The organism is Sphingobacterium thermophilum (assembly GCF_039541675.1).
Classification (GTDB): domain Bacteria; phylum Bacteroidota; class Bacteroidia; order Sphingobacteriales; family Sphingobacteriaceae; genus Sphingobacterium; species Sphingobacterium thermophilum.
This window is the reverse complement of the sequence record NZ_BAABGR010000035.1, coordinates 377947-397415: the sequence shown is the minus strand read 5'-3', so window position 1 is coordinate 397415 and position 19469 is coordinate 377947. Positions and strand designations below refer to the sequence as shown.

General features: G+C 42.9%; 17 protein-coding genes. 16 read left to right on the top strand and 1 reads right to left on the bottom strand.

The genetic code is table 11. The features are described 5' to 3' along the window. Positions 1–9: 9 nt before the first annotated feature. Positions 10–1365: a sn-glycerol-1-phosphate dehydrogenase gene (locus ABD873_RS12495; RefSeq protein ID WP_345068790.1), complete on the bottom strand. Its 1356-nt coding sequence runs from the start codon at positions 1363–1365 to the stop codon at positions 10–12. Positions 1366–1774: 409 nt separating this feature from the next. Here ABD873_RS12495 and ABD873_RS12490 point away from each other — a divergent pair, with 409 nt between their 5' ends. The 16 genes from ABD873_RS12490 (at position 1775) to nuoL (ending at position 19467) form a co-directional block, all read left to right on the top strand. Then, on the top strand, positions 1775–2545 hold the full coding sequence (locus ABD873_RS12490) for a DeoR/GlpR family DNA-binding transcription regulator (RefSeq protein ID WP_039054411.1): 771 nt from the start codon (positions 1775–1777) through the stop codon (positions 2543–2545). Between the two features lie 288 nt (positions 2546–2833). Beyond that, positions 2834–6082 (top strand): SusC/RagA family TonB-linked outer membrane protein, encoded by a 3249-nt coding sequence (locus ABD873_RS12485; RefSeq protein ID WP_345068788.1) that lies wholly within the window; start codon positions 2834–2836, stop codon positions 6080–6082. A gap of 12 nt (positions 6083–6094) precedes the next feature. Continuing rightward, positions 6095–7894, top strand: a complete 1800-nt coding sequence (locus tag ABD873_RS12480; protein ID WP_345068786.1) for a RagB/SusD family nutrient uptake outer membrane protein — start codon at positions 6095–6097, stop codon at positions 7892–7894. 39 nt (positions 7895–7933) lie between these two features. Continuing rightward, on the top strand, positions 7934–9202 hold the full coding sequence (locus tag ABD873_RS12475) for a BACON domain-containing protein (RefSeq protein ID WP_345068784.1): 1269 nt from the start codon (positions 7934–7936) through the stop codon (positions 9200–9202). Positions 9203–9442: 240 nt separating this feature from the next. Continuing rightward, complete coding sequence (locus ABD873_RS12470) at positions 9443–9823, top strand: NADH-quinone oxidoreductase subunit A (protein ID WP_345068782.1); 381 nt, start codon at positions 9443–9445, stop codon at positions 9821–9823. 90 nt (positions 9824–9913) lie between these two features. Next, the gene (locus ABD873_RS12465; protein ID WP_039053126.1) at positions 9914–10468 is read left to right on the top strand and encodes an NADH-quinone oxidoreductase subunit B; all 555 of its coding nucleotides are present in this window, start codon (positions 9914–9916) and stop codon (positions 10466–10468) included. Further along, on the top strand, positions 10461–10964 hold the full coding sequence (locus ABD873_RS12460) for an NADH-quinone oxidoreductase subunit C (protein ID WP_345068780.1): 504 nt from the start codon (positions 10461–10463) through the stop codon (positions 10962–10964). The genes ABD873_RS12465 and ABD873_RS12460 overlap by 8 nt, the downstream gene beginning before the upstream one ends. Positions 10965–10975: 11 nt before the next feature. Beyond that, positions 10976–12211, top strand: coding sequence for an NADH-quinone oxidoreductase subunit D (locus ABD873_RS12455; protein ID WP_039053124.1), 1236 nt, complete (start codon positions 10976–10978; stop codon positions 12209–12211). Continuing rightward, the gene (locus tag ABD873_RS12450) at positions 12204–12728 is read left to right on the top strand and encodes an NADH-quinone oxidoreductase subunit NuoE family protein (protein WP_039053123.1); all 525 of its coding nucleotides are present in this window, start codon (positions 12204–12206) and stop codon (positions 12726–12728) included. Before ABD873_RS12455 ends, ABD873_RS12450 begins: the two co-directional genes overlap by 8 nt. Before the next feature lie 5 nt (positions 12729–12733). Next, a complete protein-coding gene (gene nuoF, locus ABD873_RS12445) occupies positions 12734–14089 on the top strand; it encodes an NADH-quinone oxidoreductase subunit NuoF (RefSeq protein ID WP_345068777.1) in 1356 nt (451 codons plus the stop codon). Between the two features lie 19 nt (positions 14090–14108). Then, positions 14109–15125 carry an NADH-quinone oxidoreductase subunit G gene (locus ABD873_RS12440; protein ID WP_039053121.1) on the top strand — a complete coding sequence of 339 codons (1017 nt, stop codon included), beginning with the start codon at positions 14109–14111 and terminating at the stop codon, positions 15123–15125. 6 nt (positions 15126–15131) lie between these two features. Then, complete coding sequence (nuoH, locus tag ABD873_RS12435; RefSeq protein WP_039053120.1) at positions 15132–16172, top strand: NADH-quinone oxidoreductase subunit NuoH; 1041 nt, start codon at positions 15132–15134, stop codon at positions 16170–16172. Between the two features lie 8 nt (positions 16173–16180). Next, positions 16181–16699: a NuoI/complex I 23 kDa subunit family protein gene (locus tag ABD873_RS12430; RefSeq protein WP_039053119.1), complete on the top strand. Its 519-nt coding sequence runs from the start codon at positions 16181–16183 to the stop codon at positions 16697–16699. Then, entirely contained in the window at positions 16699–17196 is a 498-nt protein-coding gene (locus ABD873_RS12425; protein ID WP_039053118.1) for an NADH-quinone oxidoreductase subunit J family protein, read from the top strand. Before ABD873_RS12430 ends, ABD873_RS12425 begins: the two co-directional genes overlap by 1 nt. Beyond that, the gene (gene nuoK, locus ABD873_RS12420) at positions 17196–17525 is read left to right on the top strand and encodes an NADH-quinone oxidoreductase subunit NuoK (protein WP_039053117.1); all 330 of its coding nucleotides are present in this window, start codon (positions 17196–17198) and stop codon (positions 17523–17525) included. The genes ABD873_RS12425 and nuoK overlap by 1 nt, the downstream gene beginning before the upstream one ends. 22 nt (positions 17526–17547) lie before the next feature. Next, positions 17548–19467 carry an NADH-quinone oxidoreductase subunit L gene (nuoL, locus tag ABD873_RS12415; protein WP_345068772.1) on the top strand — a complete coding sequence of 640 codons (1920 nt, stop codon included), beginning with the start codon at positions 17548–17550 and terminating at the stop codon, positions 19465–19467. Positions 19468–19469: the final 2 nt, after the last annotated feature.

The window sequence follows — 19469 nt, the reverse complement described above, 5'->3', positions numbered from 1 at the left end:
TAAGAAAGATTATGAAATTAATTGCGGTTTTAAATCCCAAATCTGGTTTTTCCCGAAAATTTTGTTAAGGAAATAATCTACGGTATTCGTGCGGACGATAAGATCCAGTACCGTAAATCTTCTGCGGATAAACTGAGCTCTTACGAAGGTGTTTTTCAGGTATTCTCTGCTTACACCTATATGTTCAGGCTCGTAAGGTGCTCCAACTAATTTCAACCTTTCTTGTAATTCCTTGAAGGAGATGAGTTGTTGTTCTAATCTTGATTTTATTTTTGGCCAATTGTTTTTCAAGATTGAAAGCTGTTCTCTCAACTGGTCTTTATCCACGTATTTGGCGGCTGTTTCTTGGACGCCGATTGTTGGGAAGTCGGTATCTTTAAAGAATTCTGTTGCTTGTGCTTCAAGCTGTTTCATTGAAGGCCATGCTTCCACGCATTTATCTATGTCCAATTGATCGAAAGGATGTGCCAAGACGTGTTCATAAAGGGCGGTGATGGCTAAGGTGCCTATAGCCACTTGGAACCCATGGGATACATTCTCTCCATTGTTGGTGTGGTGTTCCATGTTCCACAGATGGCTAAACTGATGTTCTGCCCCTGAAGCGGGACGGCTGGACTTAGACCACTGCATAGCAAAACCTCCCAACATTAAGCCTTCAATCAGTTTTCTTGTAGCTTCTTCGTCGCGGTTTTTTAATTGTTGAGGTGCTGACAGTGCATCGTGCAGGCCATCTTGAACTATACTCCAAGCCTGCGGATCTATTTTTTCTACGTTGAGTTCGTCGGCCAAAATCCAGTCGGCTCCGGCGGTAACTTTGGCAAAAAGGTCTGAATAACCTGAAGCGGTCATTTCTACAGGAGCGTCTTTAAGTATATCGATATCTGCTACACAAACTTTTGGAGCAGGACAGTTGAAGGTTTGTTTAGCTCCTTCAAAGGTAATGGACGCACCGAAAGCAGTATATCCATCCATGGAAGCAGCAGTAGCTATACACATATACTGTCTGTTGTTTTCGTGTGAGGCCAGCTTTGTAAGGTCATTGATAGTTCCGGAGCCTACGGCCAAGGCTATTGCTTCCGTATTTTTCAGATGATTGGAAAGCTGCTCTACGAAGCTGTATTCGGCATAAAGGTTAGGATCATCAAAGATGAAAGGCTCACCTTGTTCTATTCCCGCTTTTTGTAGATGATTGAACACTTCTTGTCCAGCAACGCGATAAGTCGTTGTGTCCGCTACGATAATGGCTTTTTTATCTTTAAAATATTTTTGGAATAATTCCGGAACTTGAGTTAATACATTTTTTCCTATTATCAAATCTTCCGTCTCTCTTGCGGCCTTAAGCGCCTCTTCAACTCTTTTTGACATATTGTTTCGAATTTTTGTTTTTACTATTTATGATGTAATCCTAATAAATAAGAAGCGTGTTTTTGCAGCTTCTACCGTTCTCTCGTAAGGAAAGATTTATTATATTGGTCATTGAGGGAGAGCAGCTGACTTCTACGTTGTTGACTGTTAAAATGTTAGGTTATCGCCATAGACGTACTTTCTACAATTTTTATAAAAATCATCATCACTGGAGGCTGTTTATGAGAATAAACTCTGGCAGCTTTCGTGGTTGATTCTTAAATTGGTTATACTTATTGTTGATAATCCTTTCGAATTAGGACTTATATAACAAAAATAGAAAACAAAACGAAAAATAGAAAACAAAACGAAATTTTATTAAAATTCCTTAATTTCGTATGTAAAGGTTTTTAAACTTAAATTATGTGCTATGATATTAAGTATAGCTGAAAGACATAAATATATATTGGAGGCATTGCGCAGAGATGGTTTTGTGAAAGTTGTGGATATAGCGAAACAGTTGGATGTGACCACTGTGACAATCCGTAAGGACTTCAAGGTGCTGGAGGAGAAAGGCCTACTATATCGTACGCATGGCAGTGCCAGCTCGGTGAACCCACATGCAAAGGACAAAAATGTGCGTGAGAAGGAGAAAATCCGCACGAAGGAGAAAGAGGCTATAGGCCTATGTGCCGCTCAGTTGATTGAAGAAGATGATTCTATCATCATCAATTCCGGATCTACGATATGTGCATTTGCAGAAAAAATTGTTCCTAAAGGAAACTTAAAGGTGGTGACCTCTTCCATAAAGGCTGCTTCCAAATTAGCTGAATCCGAAGGTGTTACTGTTATACAGCTGGGGGGCGTGCTACGAAGAAGCTCTATGTCTGTAATTGGCAATTATACGTTGGGACTGTTGGATAATATTACTTGCTCCAAGTTGTTTTTGGGGGTGGACGGGGTTGATGTGGACTATGGTGTGACGACCTCTAATATTGAAGAAGCAGAATTAAATAAAGCCATGATGGACGTTTCGTTGCGTACCATAGTGTTGTGTGACTCTTCCAAATTTGGCAGAAAAGGATTCGGGAAAATCTGCGGCATAGACAAGATTGATGTGATAGTTACGGATGAGGGCATTTCGGAATCTATGCATAAAACATTAGAGGAATACGGCGTGCAGGTTATTATTGCGAAATAGTTTTTATTTAAGGTGTTTGTTTGAAGGGAAAAGTTTGACTTTTCCCTTTTTATTTTCTTTTTCTTTTTTGAAGGAATGTAAACGAAATCAAATCGCTTTCTAAATTTCTATTTTTATTTTGTTATTTTTCGTTTTCTTATTTACATTTGTTTTATATCTGGAATAATAGAAGGATAGCCAATTAAAAGTATTAAAACCAAAAAATCCCGGTTAGCAATATAAGAGCTTGAATTTCATGCTTTTAAAATTTGTTTTCTGGTGTTTTTCAAAAAAGAAATCAAAACTAAAATGAAAAGAAAAATTAACCTGTTGAGTGCTTTTCTGTTGCTTACCATTTTTTCTTTTGCACAAGAATTGAAGAAGGTGACGGGAATTGTAGTGGGAGAGGACAACAATCCTATTCCTCATGTGACAATTTCTGTATCTACGGGTAAGCAAACACAGACTTCGGAATCGGGGAAGTTCGAAGTCGAGTTGAAGCGTGGCGACATCGTAAATGCACAGTCGCTGGGTTATCATCCTGAAAGCATGGTGTATCGTGATGAGGCTACCATACGATTTGTCTTGCGTGCGCAAGAGAAGAATCTAGATGAAGTGGTAGTGATTGGTTATGGTACGAGTAAGCGTAGAGACTTGGTGGGAGCGGTAGACCAAATCAGTGGTGATAAGTTGCAGAACAGAGGGAATATGAACATATCGCGAGCGTTGCAAGGTCAAATGCCGGGATTGAATATCAGCATGCGTGATGGTAAACCTTCTCGTGGTGCTACGCTCAATGTTCGCGGTACAGGAAGTATTGGTGCTGGCGGCTCTGCCCTTATCCTTATCGATGGTGTGGAGGGGGATATGACTACGGTAAATCCAGAGGATGTAGAAAGTGTGTCGGTATTAAAGGATGCTTCTTCGGCAGCAATCTATGGAGCCAGAGGTACTTTCGGTGTAATATTGATTACAACAAAACGTGCCTCCAAGGGAAAACCTAAGTTGAACTACAGCGGAGGATATTCGGTGAATGACCGTATTGTCAAAATGGAAAATAACATCGTGACCAACGGTCTTCAATGGACGGATGCCTGGTACAGGGCTTACATGGAAGGAAATGACAATGGTACCCCTCCTGCCGGTATCAACAATGTGTTTAAATATACAACCGATTGGTACAATGAGCTGGTGAAGCGCAATTCGGACGATTCGTACGAAAAAATGCGTGTTAACAGTATCGGCGAATATGAATATTTTGGTAATACCAACTGGTTCGATATTATCTACAAAGACTATAATATGAATACCGAACATAATGTTTCGGTGTCGGGCGGCAATGATAATGCTTCGTACTATGTGTCCGGAAGAATGTTTGCACAAGACGGAATTTATAATGCCGGAAATGAGGAATACAAACAATATAACTTCCGCGGTAAGGGCGAGATCAAATTGCTTCCAAACCTGACCTTAAACAACAATACCGACTTCATTCGTCGTAATATTCACCAGCCTATGGTGATGTACGACAGACAGCTGTTGCCACGTATGTTGGAGCATCAAGGATATCCTATGACATTAGAGAAAAACTTGGACGGCACATGGACTGAGGCTGCGGTATATATGGGATGGGCCGGCTTTGTGGAAGGAACATCGTATCAGAAAAACAACAAATTCGATATCCGCAATACGACAGCCTTGACATATGAGGCTATTCCGGGGCAGTTGATTCTTAAAGGTGACTTTACTTACTATTATAACCATTCGGACCGTACACGTGTAGAAAACATGTACGACTTCTATATAGGTCCCGGAATCAAGAAGTCAAGACAGACATATTCTTCTTTGGAGTTGTGGAATTATGTGAATAAGTATATTGCTAGCAATGCTACGGTGAACTATATCCCTAAGTTCAACAATGAAGATCATCGTTTGAACCTATTGGCAGGTATCAACATCGAAGAGAAAATCACGAGAAACTTCCTCAGCTACCGTAGAGGTCTGTTGTATGCAGATAAGCCAAGTTTCGCTCTTATGGATGGTGACTATTATACCTTAAATCAAACAGGGGAAGAGTGGGCATATGTAGGAGCGCTTTTCAGAGCAAACTATAACTATAAAGGTAAATACTTGGCGGAATTCAGCGGCCGTTACGACGGTTCGTCGAAATTCCCATCCAATCAGCAATGGGGATTCTTCCCTTCGGCATCTTTAGCATGGCGTGCTTCCGAAGAAAGTTTCTTAAAAGACAATGCGTCATGGCTAACAGATTTGAAATTTAGAGCTTCCATCGGAAGTTTGGGTAACGGTAATGTGAATCCGTTCCTATTCTTGCCGACTATGAATATCTCTCGCTCCTCATTTATCATAGGAGAGGGCTTGTTACCTTACACATACATGCCTGCCAACATCCCTGAGTCTCTGACTTGGGAAAGAGCCACAACATATGATATAGGCGTAGACCTTTCGGTTCTTCGCAACAGACTATCCTTGGTATTTGACTACTATCACCGTTATACTACGGATATGTTTACGGTAGGTCCTGAAGTTCCTGCGGTTTTCGGTGCTACCGTTCCTAAAGGAAACAATGCGGACCTGAAGACAAAAGGATGGGAAGTTTCGGTAGAATGGAAGGATCAATTCATGATTGCAGGTAAGCCATTCAATTACGGTATCAAAGGTATGTTATGGGACAGCAGAAGCTGGGTAACAAAATACAATAACCCTAATAAGCTGTTGTCAACATACTACGAAGGTATGGAAATCGGTGAAATCTGGGGGTATTCGATAGAAGGTTTATTTAAAGATCAGGCAGATATCGACAATCACCTCAATGATTTGGGAATGCCTATCGACCAATCTCGTATCTTGGTGTCTAGCAGTAATATTATCAAACCTGGGGATTTAAAATTCAGAGATCTGGATAATTCAGGAAGAATCGATAACGGCAACAATACGGTGGACAACCCTGGAGACCGCAAAATTATTGGTAATAGCTCTATTCGCATGCAGTATGGCTTTAACCTTAATGCTTCATGGAATGGTTTCGGCCTAAGTGCCTTCTTCCAAGGAGTGGGTAAGCGCAACTGGTACCCAGCAAAAGAATCTGCTTATTTCTGGGGGCAATACAATAGACCGTATAGTTATTATCTGAAAGATCATGTAGGGGACAATGTGTGGTCCGAAGAAAATCAGAACGAAAATGCGTACTGGCCACGATACAGAGGCTATCTAGCTTTGAACTCTAACCGAGCAATGACATTGACCAATGATAGATATCTTCAGAATGTAGCTTATCTGAGATTGAAAAATATTCAGATTGATTACAGATTGAAACAGTCTTTTGCGCAACGCTTCGGACTTCAAAACTGTAAGATCTTCGTGTCGGGAGAGAACGTATTTACATGGTCTCCACTGTATAAAGTTACCAAGAACTTCGATCCCGAAGTTATTGAACCAGGAGATACGGACTTCCGCTCTACTTCCGGTACAGATGGAGATGGCTACGGTTATCCAATGTTGAGAAGTTTCTCTGTAGGTCTTAATCTAACATTCTAAGCGATTATCATTATGAAAAAGAGATTATATATATATGGTGCTTTAGCCGTGCTCCTTTCAACCACTTCATGCGAAAAGTTCTTGACAAGAGAGCCGGAAAATGAAATTGGCTCGATCAATTTCCTTACCAAAGAAAGTGACTTGGCTCTCTACGCTAATGGCTTTATCCAGCGACATATGCCGGACGAAGAGACCTTAGCCTGGGGAGATCAATATAGCGACATTACGGCGACACGAGCGTCGACAGCGTTCTTGATTGGTGACACATGGAATGCGGACCAGCAAGGTGGTTGGTCCGGAGGGTCCAGTGGTACATGGTCTAAGCTGCGTAACGTGAACTATTTCCTTCAGAACTTGCCTAAAGCAAAAGGTAATGTTTCGGACGAAGTGTACAGACATTATGAAGGCGTAGGTCGTTTCTGGCGTGCGTACTTCTACTTCGATATGGTTAAGACCTTTGGAGATGTGCCATGGTACGACCAAGCTTTGGAGGTGGACGACTACACTCAGCTTTATAAAGGAAGAGACAGCCGCGAATTTGTGATGGAAAAGGTGTTGGAAGACCTAAACTATGCGGCAGAAAATTGCTCGGCAGATGCCAAGTATGTGAAGACTTCCACTATGATCCACAAGTGGGTGGCTTTGGCCTTTAAAGCACGTGTGTGTCTGTTTGAAGGTACTTACCGAAAATACCATACGGAGTTGGGCTTACAAAGTTCGGCGGCTACATTCTTGCGCGAAGCTGTGAAAGCAGCTGAAGAGCTTATGACTTCTGGACCCTATTCGCTAGTTAATAATGCTTCTAATGTAGCTACTCAATATCGTTCGTTATTCAACTCCGAAAACCTTAACGAGCAAGAGGTAATACTGGGTGTCCGTTTCATGAAGGATGTACGTATGCACTCCATCACTTGGAAATTGTTCTCCGCTTCTTATGGTAACAATTGGTCGCTATCCCAAGATTTTGTGAACCACTACTTGAAGTTGGATGGCTCTAGATTTACGGATGATCCTAACTATGCTACAAAGACATATCAGGACAACTTTGTGAATAGAGATTACCGTCTGAAACAGACCGTGGTGGCTCCGGATTACGAAAGAAAAATTAGCGGTAATCTGAAAAAAGATGCGCCAAACTTTGCGTTGACATCTACAGGTTATCAATTGATAAAATGGGCCATCGATGATGATATCCACGTGGGTATTGCCAACTCCTACAATTCGGTTCCTATGTTCAGATATGCTGAGGTGTTGTTGAATTACGCTGAGGCCAAAGCCGAATTGGGAGAGATGGGCGTGACAGAATGGAATAGAAGTATTCGTCTATTGCGTGAACGTGCCGGCGTGAACGGTGCAGCCCCTTCAACATATGATCCATATCTCGCTAGTTATTATATGAACCAAACTACGGATATGTGGATTTTGGAAGTGCGCCGTGAGCGAACAGTAGAGTTGGTACATGAGAACCTACGCTATGATGACTTGATGCGCTGGAAGTTAGGACCGCTTTTAGCAAAACCATGGAAAGGAATTTATTTTGAACAAAAGAATACGCCTTACGACTTGAACGGCGACGGAGTGATGGATGTGGCTGTGGTAGACGTAGAACCACCAGCAAGCTCTAAAGTGCCGGGAGTTGTGTATGTAGTGTTAGGAACAGGATTCCGTTTGACAGATGGCAACAGCGGAAACTTGGAGTTCGGGATGCACCAAAATAGATATTGGCACGACAAGAAATACTTAAGACCGGTGCCAAGCACAGCAATCCAAGTAAATCCAAACTTATTGCCACAAAATCAAGGATGGGATTAAGATAAATTCTTAGTGGTATTTCGTTAAAAGTAAAGAATTATGAAAGCATTGAATATAGTTGGAACATTCATCATTTTGTTGCTCTGTGTAGCATCGTGTTCCAAAGAATCTGTGGAGCATTTTCTCCGCAGGGATACAGATAAATTGAGCTTTGGCTATAAGTCTTCCAAGCAGACCTTTACCTTGCGTTCCAGTCAGGCATGGACCATTGACCTTAACGGCAATGATTGGATAAGCGTTGATACGTTGCAAGGAGGAGCTACGGGAGAAAGGGTGCTTAATGTGGGGGTTACTGTGTCGCGCAATCTGGGTGCACAACGGGAAGGTATCATCACCTTAAAATCGGGAGACAAAACCGCTGAAATTACTGTGACTCAACAGGAGGGAACAGTAATTTTCGGGACACCATATTTTACACAACCGCTGTTACCTGGTACACCTTTAGAGGAAGCATATATCGTGATTCCTTATAGCAAAGGCGGATTAGAGGGATTGGTAACGGTGCAATCCCAAATAAGTGGACCTGGTGCAGCGGGTATTCAGGTGCCAAATACGCAAGTAGACATGTCTAACGATGCAGGAGAAGTTCGTATCCCTGTGACGGGAACTCCTACGCAGGTCGGGGTGGTGAACATTGGCATTACCTTGCTGGGACAGACTGTATCCGTTAATTCCGAAGTAAAACCTCAGGGAAATACAGATCCTGTAGGTACGGTATATTTATCTCAAGATTTCAACCTGCTGGTGTTAGGAGGTGATCACTTCAACAAAGCTGCAGGATTGCAGCTTCAAGGAGATTGGGCAACTCTTGATGGAAAGCGCGTTCTTCCTGAAAATCCGGTGTTCGCTATTTCCGGCACAGGAAATACCGATGGATCTAATGATTATTTTGCTACTATGCATCCTTCTTACGTGGCCATGCGTGGTCTTGCCGGCTGGACGGGCTCTAGAGTGTACGAGCGCCCAGGATTGGTGAAAATCAACACGGCATCTAGTACGGATGGATATCTAGCAACACCTAAGCTTTCCGCTATCCAAGGATGGGCTGATATCAAAGTGAAGTTTAAGGCTGCCAGATGGAGTGAAAACGCTACCAACGATAAAGATGCTACCGTGGCTGTTTTTGTCCGCAATGCAGGCACTTCAGCACAGCATGGTGTACATTTCGAGCTTACACCAAATCTTACCGAATTTGAAGTTATCGTAGAAGGAGCGACAAGTGAAACAGTGATAGAATTCAGAGGAAGAAATGCAGCAAACAGCCGTTTCTTCTTGGATGATATTCATATCTCAAAAGTGATTAAATAAAACCACAATATTGTATCATAGGCTATATTATAATCTGTATGGTTAGCCTAATAGTTTAGGTGGCTCATCGCTGGGAAGTGATGAGCTCCTAAATTAGAAAGAGAAGAATCAAATGGGAAAAAAATTTTTGTTTAGTAGTTATTCAAAAGTAGTTTGAAAAAAAGAAAGGAAACCTTAGGGTTTCCTTTTATTTTTTAATAAAAACTCTATATTTGTTTACAAACTGATATAAACTAAATTATGGAACATTTACAGGGGGAAAACTTACCGGTAGACTATATTCCAATTTTGATTCAGATGCTTGTCGCTGCCGGTTTCGGTGTGACCACCATTGTTGCTACACACCTCTTAGGACCTAAAGTCCGTACCGAAAATAAACTTACGGCTTTTGAATCGGGAATCAAGGTAATCGGTAACGCCAGACAGCCTTTTTCTATCAAATATTTCCTTGTGGCAATCTTATTTGTCATCTTCGATGTGGAGGTAATCTTCATGTATCCGTGGGCTGTTAACTTCAGGGAAATGGGTTTGGAAGGTCTTATAGAGATGTTTATCTTTATGGGGCTGCTGTTGTTAGGCTTTGTGTATGTGATTAAGAAAAAAGCACTTAACTGGGATTAGAATCATTCTAAATAATATTCCTTTATTCAATTTAAGGAATAAAAACACTAAATTGAACCATTATAAACCGAGGAAAGATAAACTTTTATTATGAGCAAGGTCACCTTAGCGGAGGCACCTCCCGGCGTGGCGGGTGCAGGTTTTTTTGCCACTACTTTAGATAAAGCGATAGGATTAGCACGTGCCAATTCATTATGGCCATTGCCTTTTGCGACGTCATGTTGCGGTATTGAGTTTATGGCTACCATGGGGGCAACATATGATTTGGCAAGATTTGGTGCAGAACGTCCAAGTTTCTCTCCTCGTCAGGCAGATATGTTGTTGGTTATGGGTACCATAGCCAAAAAGATGGCTCCTGTCCTTAAGCAGGTGTACACCCAGATGGCGGAGCCTCGATGGGTAATAGCAGTAGGGGCTTGTGCATCCAGTGGAGGAATTTTTGATACTTATTCTGTATTACAAGGGATAGACGAAATCATTCCGGTAGATGTATATGTCCCGGGATGTCCACCGCGTCCCGAAGCCATATTGGATGGCGTACTCAAATTGCAGGAAATCGTGAAAAACGAATCCTTGAACAGACGTAATACGCCGGAGTACAAAGCCTTATTGGAGAAATACGGAATAGAGACTAACAATGGATAAACTAACTAATCAATATATCATAGAAAGACTGAAGGGGAAATTTGGGGAGGATGTAGAAATATTGGGTGAGCCACACGGCCTACTAACCATTTCTACATCCAAAACCCGAATTATAGAGCTTTTGGATTATCTCAAAAACGACGAAAACCTTCGCTTCAACTATCTGACGGATATTACAGGGGTACACTATCCTGAGCAGGAAAAATCTTTTGCAGTGGTATATCATCTGCATAATCTTTTTCAGAATTTCCGAATCCGTATCAAAGTGTTTTTGGAAAAAGAAAATCCGTCCATTCCTACGGCGACTACCTTATGGAAGGGCGCCAACTGGATGGAGCGCGAAACGTATGATTTCTTTGGAATAGTGTTCGATGGGCATCCCGATCTACGTAGGATTTTGAATATGGAAGATTTGGATGTTTTCCCTATGCGCAAAGAATATCCATTGGAAGATCCGAACAGAGTCGATAAGAAAGATTTTTATTTTGGCCGATAACTTCTATTTACATGAGCAAACCGATAACCAAAATAACACCTAACAAACCACTTCTTGATGATAATGACCCTCAAGAAGAATTGATAACCCTCAATATAGGACCTACCCACCCTGCTACGCATGGCGTATTTCAGAATGTGGTGCAAATAGATGGGGAACGTATTGTAAGCGGTGTCTCCACTATCGGTTATATCCATCGGGCGTTCGAGAAGATCGCTGAGCGTCGTCCGTTCTATCAGATTACGCCGTTGACAGACCGTTTGAATTACTGCTCGGCTCCTATAAACAACATGGGCTGGCATATGACGGTAGAGAAGCTGTTGGATATTGAAATTCCTAAGCGGGTGCAGTATATGCGTGTCATTGTCATGGAGCTCGCGCGTATAGCCGACCACATCATCTGTAACGGTATTTTGGGGGTAGACACGGGGGCTTTCTCCGGCTTCCTGTATGTGATGCAGGAGAGAGAATTTATCTATGAGATTTTCGAAGAAATCTGTGGGGCACGCTTGACGACAAATATTGGTCGTATAGGTGGTTTTGAAAGGGATTTCAACGAGGTTGCTTTCCGAAAGATAGAACATTTTTTGGAGCGATTCCCTCCGGTGTTAAAAGAGTTTGAGGAGCTTTTTGTCCGTAATAGAATATTTATCGAGCGTACGTCCGGTGTTGCGGCGGTAACGGCTGAGCAGGCTTTAGATTATAGCTGGTCAGGGCCTATACTGCGTGCTACGGGCGTAGACTACGACGTGCGTGCTGTAGCGCCATACAGCTCCTATGAAGAGTTTGACTTCGAGATTCCTGTAGGAACGCAGGGCGACGTATATGACCGTTTCATGGTGCGCAACGCAGAAATGTGGCAGTCGTTGAGCATTATCCGTCAAGCCTTGGAGAAGATTAAGAAAGAACCTAAGGGCGTGTTTCATGCTGATGTTCCAGAGTTTTACCTTCCTCCGAAGGAGCAGGTGTATAACAATATGGAGGCCCTGATCTATCATTTCAAGATTGTAATGGGTGAATGGGAAACCCCAAAATCCGAAGTGTATCATTCTGTGGAAGGTGCCAACGGAGAATTGGGATTCTATCTGATTCATGATGGTGGGCGTACACCTTACCGATTACATTTCAGAAGGCCTTCCTTTATCAACTATCAGATGTTTGCTCCTATGAGTGCAGGCATGCTGATATCGGATGCGATAATTAATATGAGTAGTTTAAATATTATAGCAGGAGAATTAGATGCTTAGTGTACAAGAAAACCTTCCCGTAGAATTTTCTGAAGAGCTCTTAGCCAAGTTTGCCGAGGTGGTGAGCCGCTATCCTGCAGGTAGACAGAAGTCTGCTTTGATACCTATTCTTCATTTGGTGCAGGCCGAATACGGCTGGTTAAGTACCGATGCCATGGATAAGGTGGCTGCGTATCTACAGATTAGACCTATTGAGGTATATGAAGTGGCTACTTTCTATACGATGTTTTTCCTTAAGCCGCAGGGGCGCTATGTCTTGGAAGTATGCCGCACCGGACCTTGCTGTTTGGTGGGGGCCGAGAAAATTATGAAGCATATTGAAAAACGGTTAGGAGTGAAAGAAGGAGAGGTGACGGAAGATGGATTGTTCTCTTGGCGTGGCGTAGAATGTCTCGCTGCTTGTGGCTACGGGCCGGTATTACAGATAGGTCCGGAGTATACCTATTATGAAAAATTAACTGAAGAAAGTGTAGATCAGCTGATCGAAACACTTCGTAATAAAGCTAAGGAGGCATAATCATTATGGGACGAAAATTATTGTTAGAGCATATAAACGTACCTGGTATCAACACTTTTGAGGTCTATCGCCAGAAGGGTGGATACCGTGCCGTCGAGAAAGCTTTAAAGACGATGTCTCCTGATGACGTGGTAGAGGAAGTGAAAAAATCGGGGTTACGCGGGCGTGGAGGTGCCGGTTTCCCTACGGGGATGAAATGGAGTTTCTTAGCAAAGCCTGAAGGGGTGCCTCGCTATCTGGTATGTAATGGTGATGAATCCGAACCAGGCACTTTCAAGGATAGATTTTTGATGACACATATCCCCCATGCGCTGATCGAAGGGATGATAGTTTCCAGCTATGCGTTGGGTGCAAATACGTCTTATATCTATGTGAGGGGAGAGATGATGCCTCAGATACGTATTCTGGAGAAAGCTATAGGGGAAGCTAAGGCCGCCGGTTTTTTAGGTAAAAATATTTTGGGTACAGGATATGACCTTGAAATATATGTGCAGCCGGGAGGCGGGGCATACATCTGTGGCGAAGAGACGGCTTTATTGGAATCGTTGGAAGGTAAGCGAGGAAATCCTCGTATCAAACCTCCATTTCCTGCCGTTGCAGGGCTATATGGATGTCCTACCGTGGTGAACAATGTTGAATCTATCGCAGCGACTGTTCCTATCGTGAACGAAGGAGGGGAAGAATATGCTAAGATAGGGATTGATCGAAGCACAGGAACAAAGCTTATTTCTGCATCAGGAAATATCAACAAGCCGGGAGTTTACGAGATAGAGCTAGGCATATCGGTGGAAGAGTTTATTTATTCAGACGAATACTGTGGTGGTATAGCCAATGGCAAACGCCTCAAAGCGTTGGTGGCGGGAGGATCTTCGGTACCTATTTTGCCGGCCAATCTGGTAACGAAAACCGCAGCAGGAAACCAACGTCTTATGACTTACGAGTCTTTGTCGGAAGGAGGTTTTCAGACTGGAACCATGTTGGGTTCGGGGGGATTCATCGTCTTTGACGAAGACCAATGTATAGTACGTAATACTTGGAATTTTGCGCGTTTCTACCATCACGAAAGCTGTGGGCAATGCTCTCCGTGCCGTGAGGGAACAGGATGGATGGAGAAGATCCTTCATAAGATAGAACATGGTAATGGCACGATGGAAGATATTGACCTCTTGTGGGATGTACAGCGTAAGATAGAAGGTAATACCATATGTCCGTTGGGTGATGCGGCAGCATGGCCTGTTGCAGCGGCAATAAGACATTTCAGAGACGAGTTTGAATGGCATGTGTTGCACCCGGAAGAGTCGCAACAACGAAATTATGGATTGGCACATTATGCAGATCCATTGGAGCCAGTAGTTCAATAGACATATAGAAGCAGTAACAATGGCAGATGAAGTAGTAAAATTCAAGGTCACTATAGATGGAATTCCGGTAGAGGTAGAGCCGGGTACTACGATTTTGAATGCGGCACGCAAAATAGGAGGAGATATTGTTCCTCCGGCGATGTGTTATTATTCGAAATTGGAGGGCTCAGGAGGAAAATGCCGTACCTGTTTGGTGAAAGTTACCAAAGGTTCGGATAAAGATCCTCGACCTATGCCGAAGTTGGTAGCCTCCTGCCGTACCACGGTGATGGATGGCATGGAAGTGCAAAATATAACTTCTCCGGAAGTTGTGGAAGCGCGCAAGGGGGTAGTGGAAATCCTGTTGATAAACCATCCTTTGGACTGTCCTATCTGTGACCAGGCGGGAGAATGTAAGCTTCAGGATTTAGGGTACGAGCATGGAGCTCAAAATACAAGGTATGAGTTTGAGCGCCGTACGTTTGACCCTATAAGTTTGGGGGATAAGATTCAGCTGCACATGAATAGATGCATCTTATGTTATCGATGTGTGTATGTGGCCAATCAGCTGACTGGAGAGCGTGAACACGGCGTACTATACCGTGGTGACCATTCTGAAATTTCGACCTATATAGAAAAAGCTTTGGACAAAGACTTCATCGGCAATGTCATCGATGTGTGTCCTGTAGGTGCGTTGACCGACAAAACGTTCCGCTTCAAGAACAGGGTGTGGTTTACCAAGCCTGTGAATGCACATCGCGACTGTCCTACATGTAGCGGAAAGGTAACCTTGTGGTATAAGGGCGAAGAGGTGTTGCGTGTTACTGCCCGTAAGGATGAGTACGGAGAGGTAGAAGATTTCATCTGTGACACTTGCCGTTTTGAGAAGAAAAATACTTCGGATTGGGTGTTGGAGGCACCGACACAAGTAGATAAAGAGTCTGTAATCGGTGCAAATCATTATTTACAGTTCAATCCACCTTCAGTTATCAAAGAAAATAAGAAGTTACAAGCTGCGAATGCCGAGCAATTGCAAAGGACAGAACCTTTAAAATAATATTCGATGGAAGTTGCTTTTATTTTGGAGAAACTCATATTAGTCGTAATTGTCTTCGTTATAACCTTGGTTATAGCGATGTACTCGACCTTAGCCGAGCGTAAGGTAGCTGGTTTTATGCAGGACCGATATGGTCCTAACCGTGCCGGTATCGGAGGAATCCTGCAACCCCTCTGTGACGGGGGAAAGTTTTTCTTCAAGGAGGAAATCATTCCTGCGGGAGCACATAAGGTGTTGTTCGTATTAGGACCGGTTCTGGCGATTGTTACAGCCTGTATCAGTTCTGCCATTATACCTTGGGGACAAAGTCTGAACATCAATGGTCGGGAGATCTCTTTGCAGGTTGCCGATGTGAATATTGGTGTGCTGTATATTTTTGGTGTAATAGCATTAGGGGTGTATGGCATCATGCTAGGGGGATGGGCTTCCAACAATAAATTTTCGTTACTGGGAGCCATACGTGCTGCCTCTCAAAGTATCTCATATGAGATAGCTATGGGGTTGGCCTTGATTTCCTTACTGATGGTGACAGGAACGTTGCAACTTGGTGACATAGTAAGGCAGCAGTCCGGTTTTGTAAACTGGAACATATGGGTACAGCCGTTAGGCTTCCTGATTTTTATGACATGTGCTTTTGCGGAATGTAATAGGGTGCCTTTTGACTTGCCGGAGTGTGAGACGGAGCTTGTCGGAGGGTATCATACCGAATATTCTTCGATGAAGTTGGGCTTGTATATGTTCTCCGAATATATCAACATGTTTGTGTCATCGGCATTGATGGCTTCCTTATATTTCGGAGGATACAACTTCCCATTTATGGATCAGCTAGACTTGTCACAGAACTGGATAACGATTATCGGGGTTATTGTTTTCTTCCTGAAGATTTTCGGCTTTATATTTTTCTTCATGTGGGTACGTTGGACCTTACCGCGTTTCCGTTATGATCAGCTGATGCATTTGGGATGGAAAATATTAATTCCACTAGCGATTACCAATATCGTGTTGACCGGAGTGATAACATTAATCAAGGACAGTTACTTACAATAGGTGGGGATATGCAATCATTAACCAATAGAAAAAAAGTCATCGAGCAGAAGCCAATGAATATATGGGAACGTATGTATTTGCCGGCTATTGCTAAGGGACTTTCTATTACGCTAAGACATTTTTTCAAGAAGAATAACACTATACAATATCCTGAAGAGGTAAGGCCGTATTCGAAGAATTTCAGGGGACGACATTCTTTGAAGCGTGACGAGCAGGGCAGAGAGCGATGCACGGCCTGCGGTTTGTGTGCTTTGTCCTGTCCGGCAGAGGCCATTACTATGGTTGCTGCCGAGCGTAAGAAGGGTGAAGAGCATCTTTACAGAGAAGAGAAATATGCTGCGGTATATGAAATCAATATGTTGCGCTGTATTTTCTGCGGTCTTTGTGAGGAGGCCTGTCCTAAGGAAGCCATCTATCTGGATGGACCGCATGTGACAGCGGAATATGTGCGAAAAGATTTCATCTATGGCAAGGATAAATTGTTAGAACCAAGATTTGATATCACAAAACTTAACGAAAAGGAATAATGGGTGTATTTTATTTTGTAGCCTTTCTGTCCATATTCTTTGCGTTGATGACCATCTTCACAAAGAATCCGGTGCATAGTGTACTTTATCTTGTCATTACCTTTTTTACGTTTACCGTGCATTATATCCTGCTGAATGCGCAGTTTTTGGCGGTGGTAAATTTTATAGTGTATATGGGGGCCATCATGGTGTTGTTCTTGTTCGTCCTCATGCTACTGAACCTGAACAAAGATACGGAGCCGATGAAATCTGTGCTGGTGAAGGTCATGGGAGCAATAGCAGGGATGTGTCTTTTGGCCACTTTCTTAGGAGCTTTCCGCGCATTGGACAGCCAGTCGGAGCTGGTGACCGGACATACAGAGGTGGGATTGGTGAAAAACCTCGGTAAGGTTTTGTTCAATGAGTTTTTGTTGCCGTTTGAGCTGTCCTCGATTTTGCTGTTGACAGCGATGGTAGGAGCGATATTATTAGCCAAAAAAGAAACTAAAGAAGCATAATGGATACTATTGTTCAACATATACAGGGAGTACCTTTAAATCATTATTTGATTTTCTGTAGTGTCATCTTTGCTATCGGCGTGATAGGAGTGTTGATACGTCGTAATGTGATTATCATTATGATGTCTATTGAGCTTATGCTCAACGCCGTGAATCTGTTACTGGCAGCGTTCTCTGCTTATTGGGGGGATGCGAATGGGCAGGTGTTTGTGTTTTTTATCATGGCTTTGGCAGCCGCAGAAGTGGCGGTGGGTTTGTCCATAGTGATTATGGTGTACAGAAATACCAAATCGGTAGATATAGAATCCTTGAATAAATTGCGTTGGTAAAATCAGTTTAAGCCTAAATTATATGATGGAATTGATCTGGCTCATCCCTTTAATACCTTTATTTGGATTTATTATTAATGGTCTTGGGCAACAAACTTTTTCGAAATCAGTTATAGGATGGATAGGATGCGGAACGGTGTTATCATCGTTCGTGCTTAGTTTGATACTATTCTTTCAGGTTCAGCAACAAAGAGCTTTGGGTGAGGAGGCCTCCACGGTCTATCATCTTTTTGATTGGATTACGGTGGGAAGTTTGAACTTAGGTTTTTCCTTTTTGGTGGATCCACTGAGTGCCCTAATGTTGTTGATAATTACGGGAATAGGCTTTTTGATTCATCTGTACTCGTGCGGATATATGGCTTCGGACGAGTCTTTTGGCCGTTTTTTTAGCTATTTGAATTTGTTTATCTTCTTCATGTTGTTGTTGGTGATGGGGTCGAATTATCTTATCATGTTCATAGGTTGGGAAGGAGTGGGTTTATGTTCTTATTTGCTTATCGGCTTCTGGTATAAGAATACATCTTATGCAAATGCGGCGAAGAAAGCCTTTGTAATGAACCGTATTGGCGATTTGGGCTTTCTGATAGCAATGTTTGTCTTGATAGCCGTTTTTGGTACTTTAGAATATAAGGAAGTGTTTGCAAAGGCATCGCAATTTCCAATGGGTGATGCTACTTTGCTACTGATAACATTACTGTTATTTGTTGCAGCTACAGGAAAGTCGGCACAGATTCCTTTGTTTACGTGGCTGCCGGATGCTATGGCCGGACCTACGCCGGTGTCGGCTTTGATTCACGCGGCGACGATGGTGACCGCGGGAATCTATATGATTATCCGTTCGAATATTTTATTTACGCTTTCTCCTTTGACATTACAGATTATTGCAGCCATAGGAGTGGCAACGGCATTGATTGCTGCTTTCATTGCTATGACGCAGAATGACATTAAGAAGGTCTTGGCTTATTCTACCGTTTCACAGCTAGGCTATATGTTTTTAGGCTTAGGGGTAGGAGCCTTTACGGCAGCCTTTTTCCATGTGCTCACCCATGCCTTCTTCAAAGCTTTGCTCTTTTTGGGGGCCGGCTCGGTCATTCATGCTATGCATCACGAGCAGGATATGCGTAAGATGGGGGGATTGAAAAAATATTTGCCTATCACTTTCATGACGATGCTTATTGGTACGGTTGCCATAGCAGGAATTCCGCCGCTGTCGGGTTTTTTCTCCAAAGATGAGATTCTAGCTTTTGCTTTTGCCCAAAGCCCTTTATTCTGGGGTTTAGGCTTTGTAGGAGCACTGTTTACGGCATTCTATATGTTCCGCATGCTGTATATCACTTTTTATGGTGATTTCAGAGGCACCACAGAGCAGGAGCAACATCTGCATGAATCTCCAATGGTGATGACTCTTCCTTTAATTGTATTGGCGGTGTTGTCGCTCATCGGTGGAATCATCAATTTGCCTTCAGTCCTAGGAGGAGGGCAGTGGTTGGCCAATTTCTTGAGCCCTATTTATGAGTATTCTGTGTCTCGTGCATCGGAAGTGCATTTAGAGCATTCTACCGAGTATATACTGATGGCGGCGTCGGCGATAGCAGCAATAATTATGGCTATCCTAGCATATCAAAAATATGTGAAGAAGCAGGATCTGCCTCAGGAAGATGGAGCTCAACAAGGGAGTCTACATAAGCTGTCGTACCACAAACTTTATATTGATGAGATCTATGATGCGCTTGTTGTGAAGCCGTTGAACGGGTTGTCCAAAGTGTTATATAAGGCAATAGACAAGGGGCTCATAGATGCGATAGTTAATGGTGTTGGTGACATCATCCATGCTTCCGGCCGGGGTATCCGCCAGCTGCAGAGTGGTTATGTCGGCTTTTATATCATTATGATGGTGTTGGGTGTTGCAGCGATAGTACTGTATGGCATTTTGAATATGTAAGA

What these genes read in the sequence shown, in the direction of transcription:
- nuoF (WP_345068777.1), top strand. Translation starts at nt 12,734, where the DNA reads ATGGGACGAAAATTATTGTTAGAGCATATAAACGTACCTGGTATCAAC.
- ABD873_RS12475 (WP_345068784.1), top strand. Translation starts at nt 7,934, where the DNA reads ATGAAAGCATTGAATATAGTTGGAACATTCATCATTTTGTTGCTCTGT.
- nuoL (WP_345068772.1), top strand. Translation starts at nt 17,548, where the DNA reads ATGATGGAATTGATCTGGCTCATCCCTTTAATACCTTTATTTGGATTT.
- ABD873_RS12480 (WP_345068786.1), top strand. Translation starts at nt 6,095, where the DNA reads ATGAAAAAGAGATTATATATATATGGTGCTTTAGCCGTGCTCCTTTCA.
- ABD873_RS12495 (WP_345068790.1), bottom strand. Translation starts at nt 1,365, where the DNA reads ATGTCAAAAAGAGTTGAAGAGGCGCTTAAGGCCGCAAGAGAGACGGAA.
- ABD873_RS12425 (WP_039053118.1), top strand. Translation starts at nt 16,699, where the DNA reads ATGGGTGTATTTTATTTTGTAGCCTTTCTGTCCATATTCTTTGCGTTG.
- nuoH (WP_039053120.1), top strand. Translation starts at nt 15,132, where the DNA reads ATGGAAGTTGCTTTTATTTTGGAGAAACTCATATTAGTCGTAATTGTC.
- ABD873_RS12490 (WP_039054411.1), top strand. Translation starts at nt 1,775, where the DNA reads ATGATATTAAGTATAGCTGAAAGACATAAATATATATTGGAGGCATTG.
- ABD873_RS12460 (WP_345068780.1), top strand. Translation starts at nt 10,461, where the DNA reads ATGGATAAACTAACTAATCAATATATCATAGAAAGACTGAAGGGGAAA.
- ABD873_RS12485 (WP_345068788.1), top strand. Translation starts at nt 2,834, where the DNA reads ATGAAAAGAAAAATTAACCTGTTGAGTGCTTTTCTGTTGCTTACCATT.
- nuoK (WP_039053117.1), top strand. Translation starts at nt 17,196, where the DNA reads ATGGATACTATTGTTCAACATATACAGGGAGTACCTTTAAATCATTAT.
- ABD873_RS12465 (WP_039053126.1), top strand. Translation starts at nt 9,914, where the DNA reads ATGAGCAAGGTCACCTTAGCGGAGGCACCTCCCGGCGTGGCGGGTGCA.
- ABD873_RS12470 (WP_345068782.1), top strand. Translation starts at nt 9,443, where the DNA reads ATGGAACATTTACAGGGGGAAAACTTACCGGTAGACTATATTCCAATT.
- ABD873_RS12430 (WP_039053119.1), top strand. Translation starts at nt 16,181, where the DNA reads ATGCAATCATTAACCAATAGAAAAAAAGTCATCGAGCAGAAGCCAATG.
- ABD873_RS12450 (WP_039053123.1), top strand. Translation starts at nt 12,204, where the DNA reads ATGCTTAGTGTACAAGAAAACCTTCCCGTAGAATTTTCTGAAGAGCTC.
- ABD873_RS12455 (WP_039053124.1), top strand. Translation starts at nt 10,976, where the DNA reads ATGAGCAAACCGATAACCAAAATAACACCTAACAAACCACTTCTTGAT.
- ABD873_RS12440 (WP_039053121.1), top strand. Translation starts at nt 14,109, where the DNA reads ATGGCAGATGAAGTAGTAAAATTCAAGGTCACTATAGATGGAATTCCG.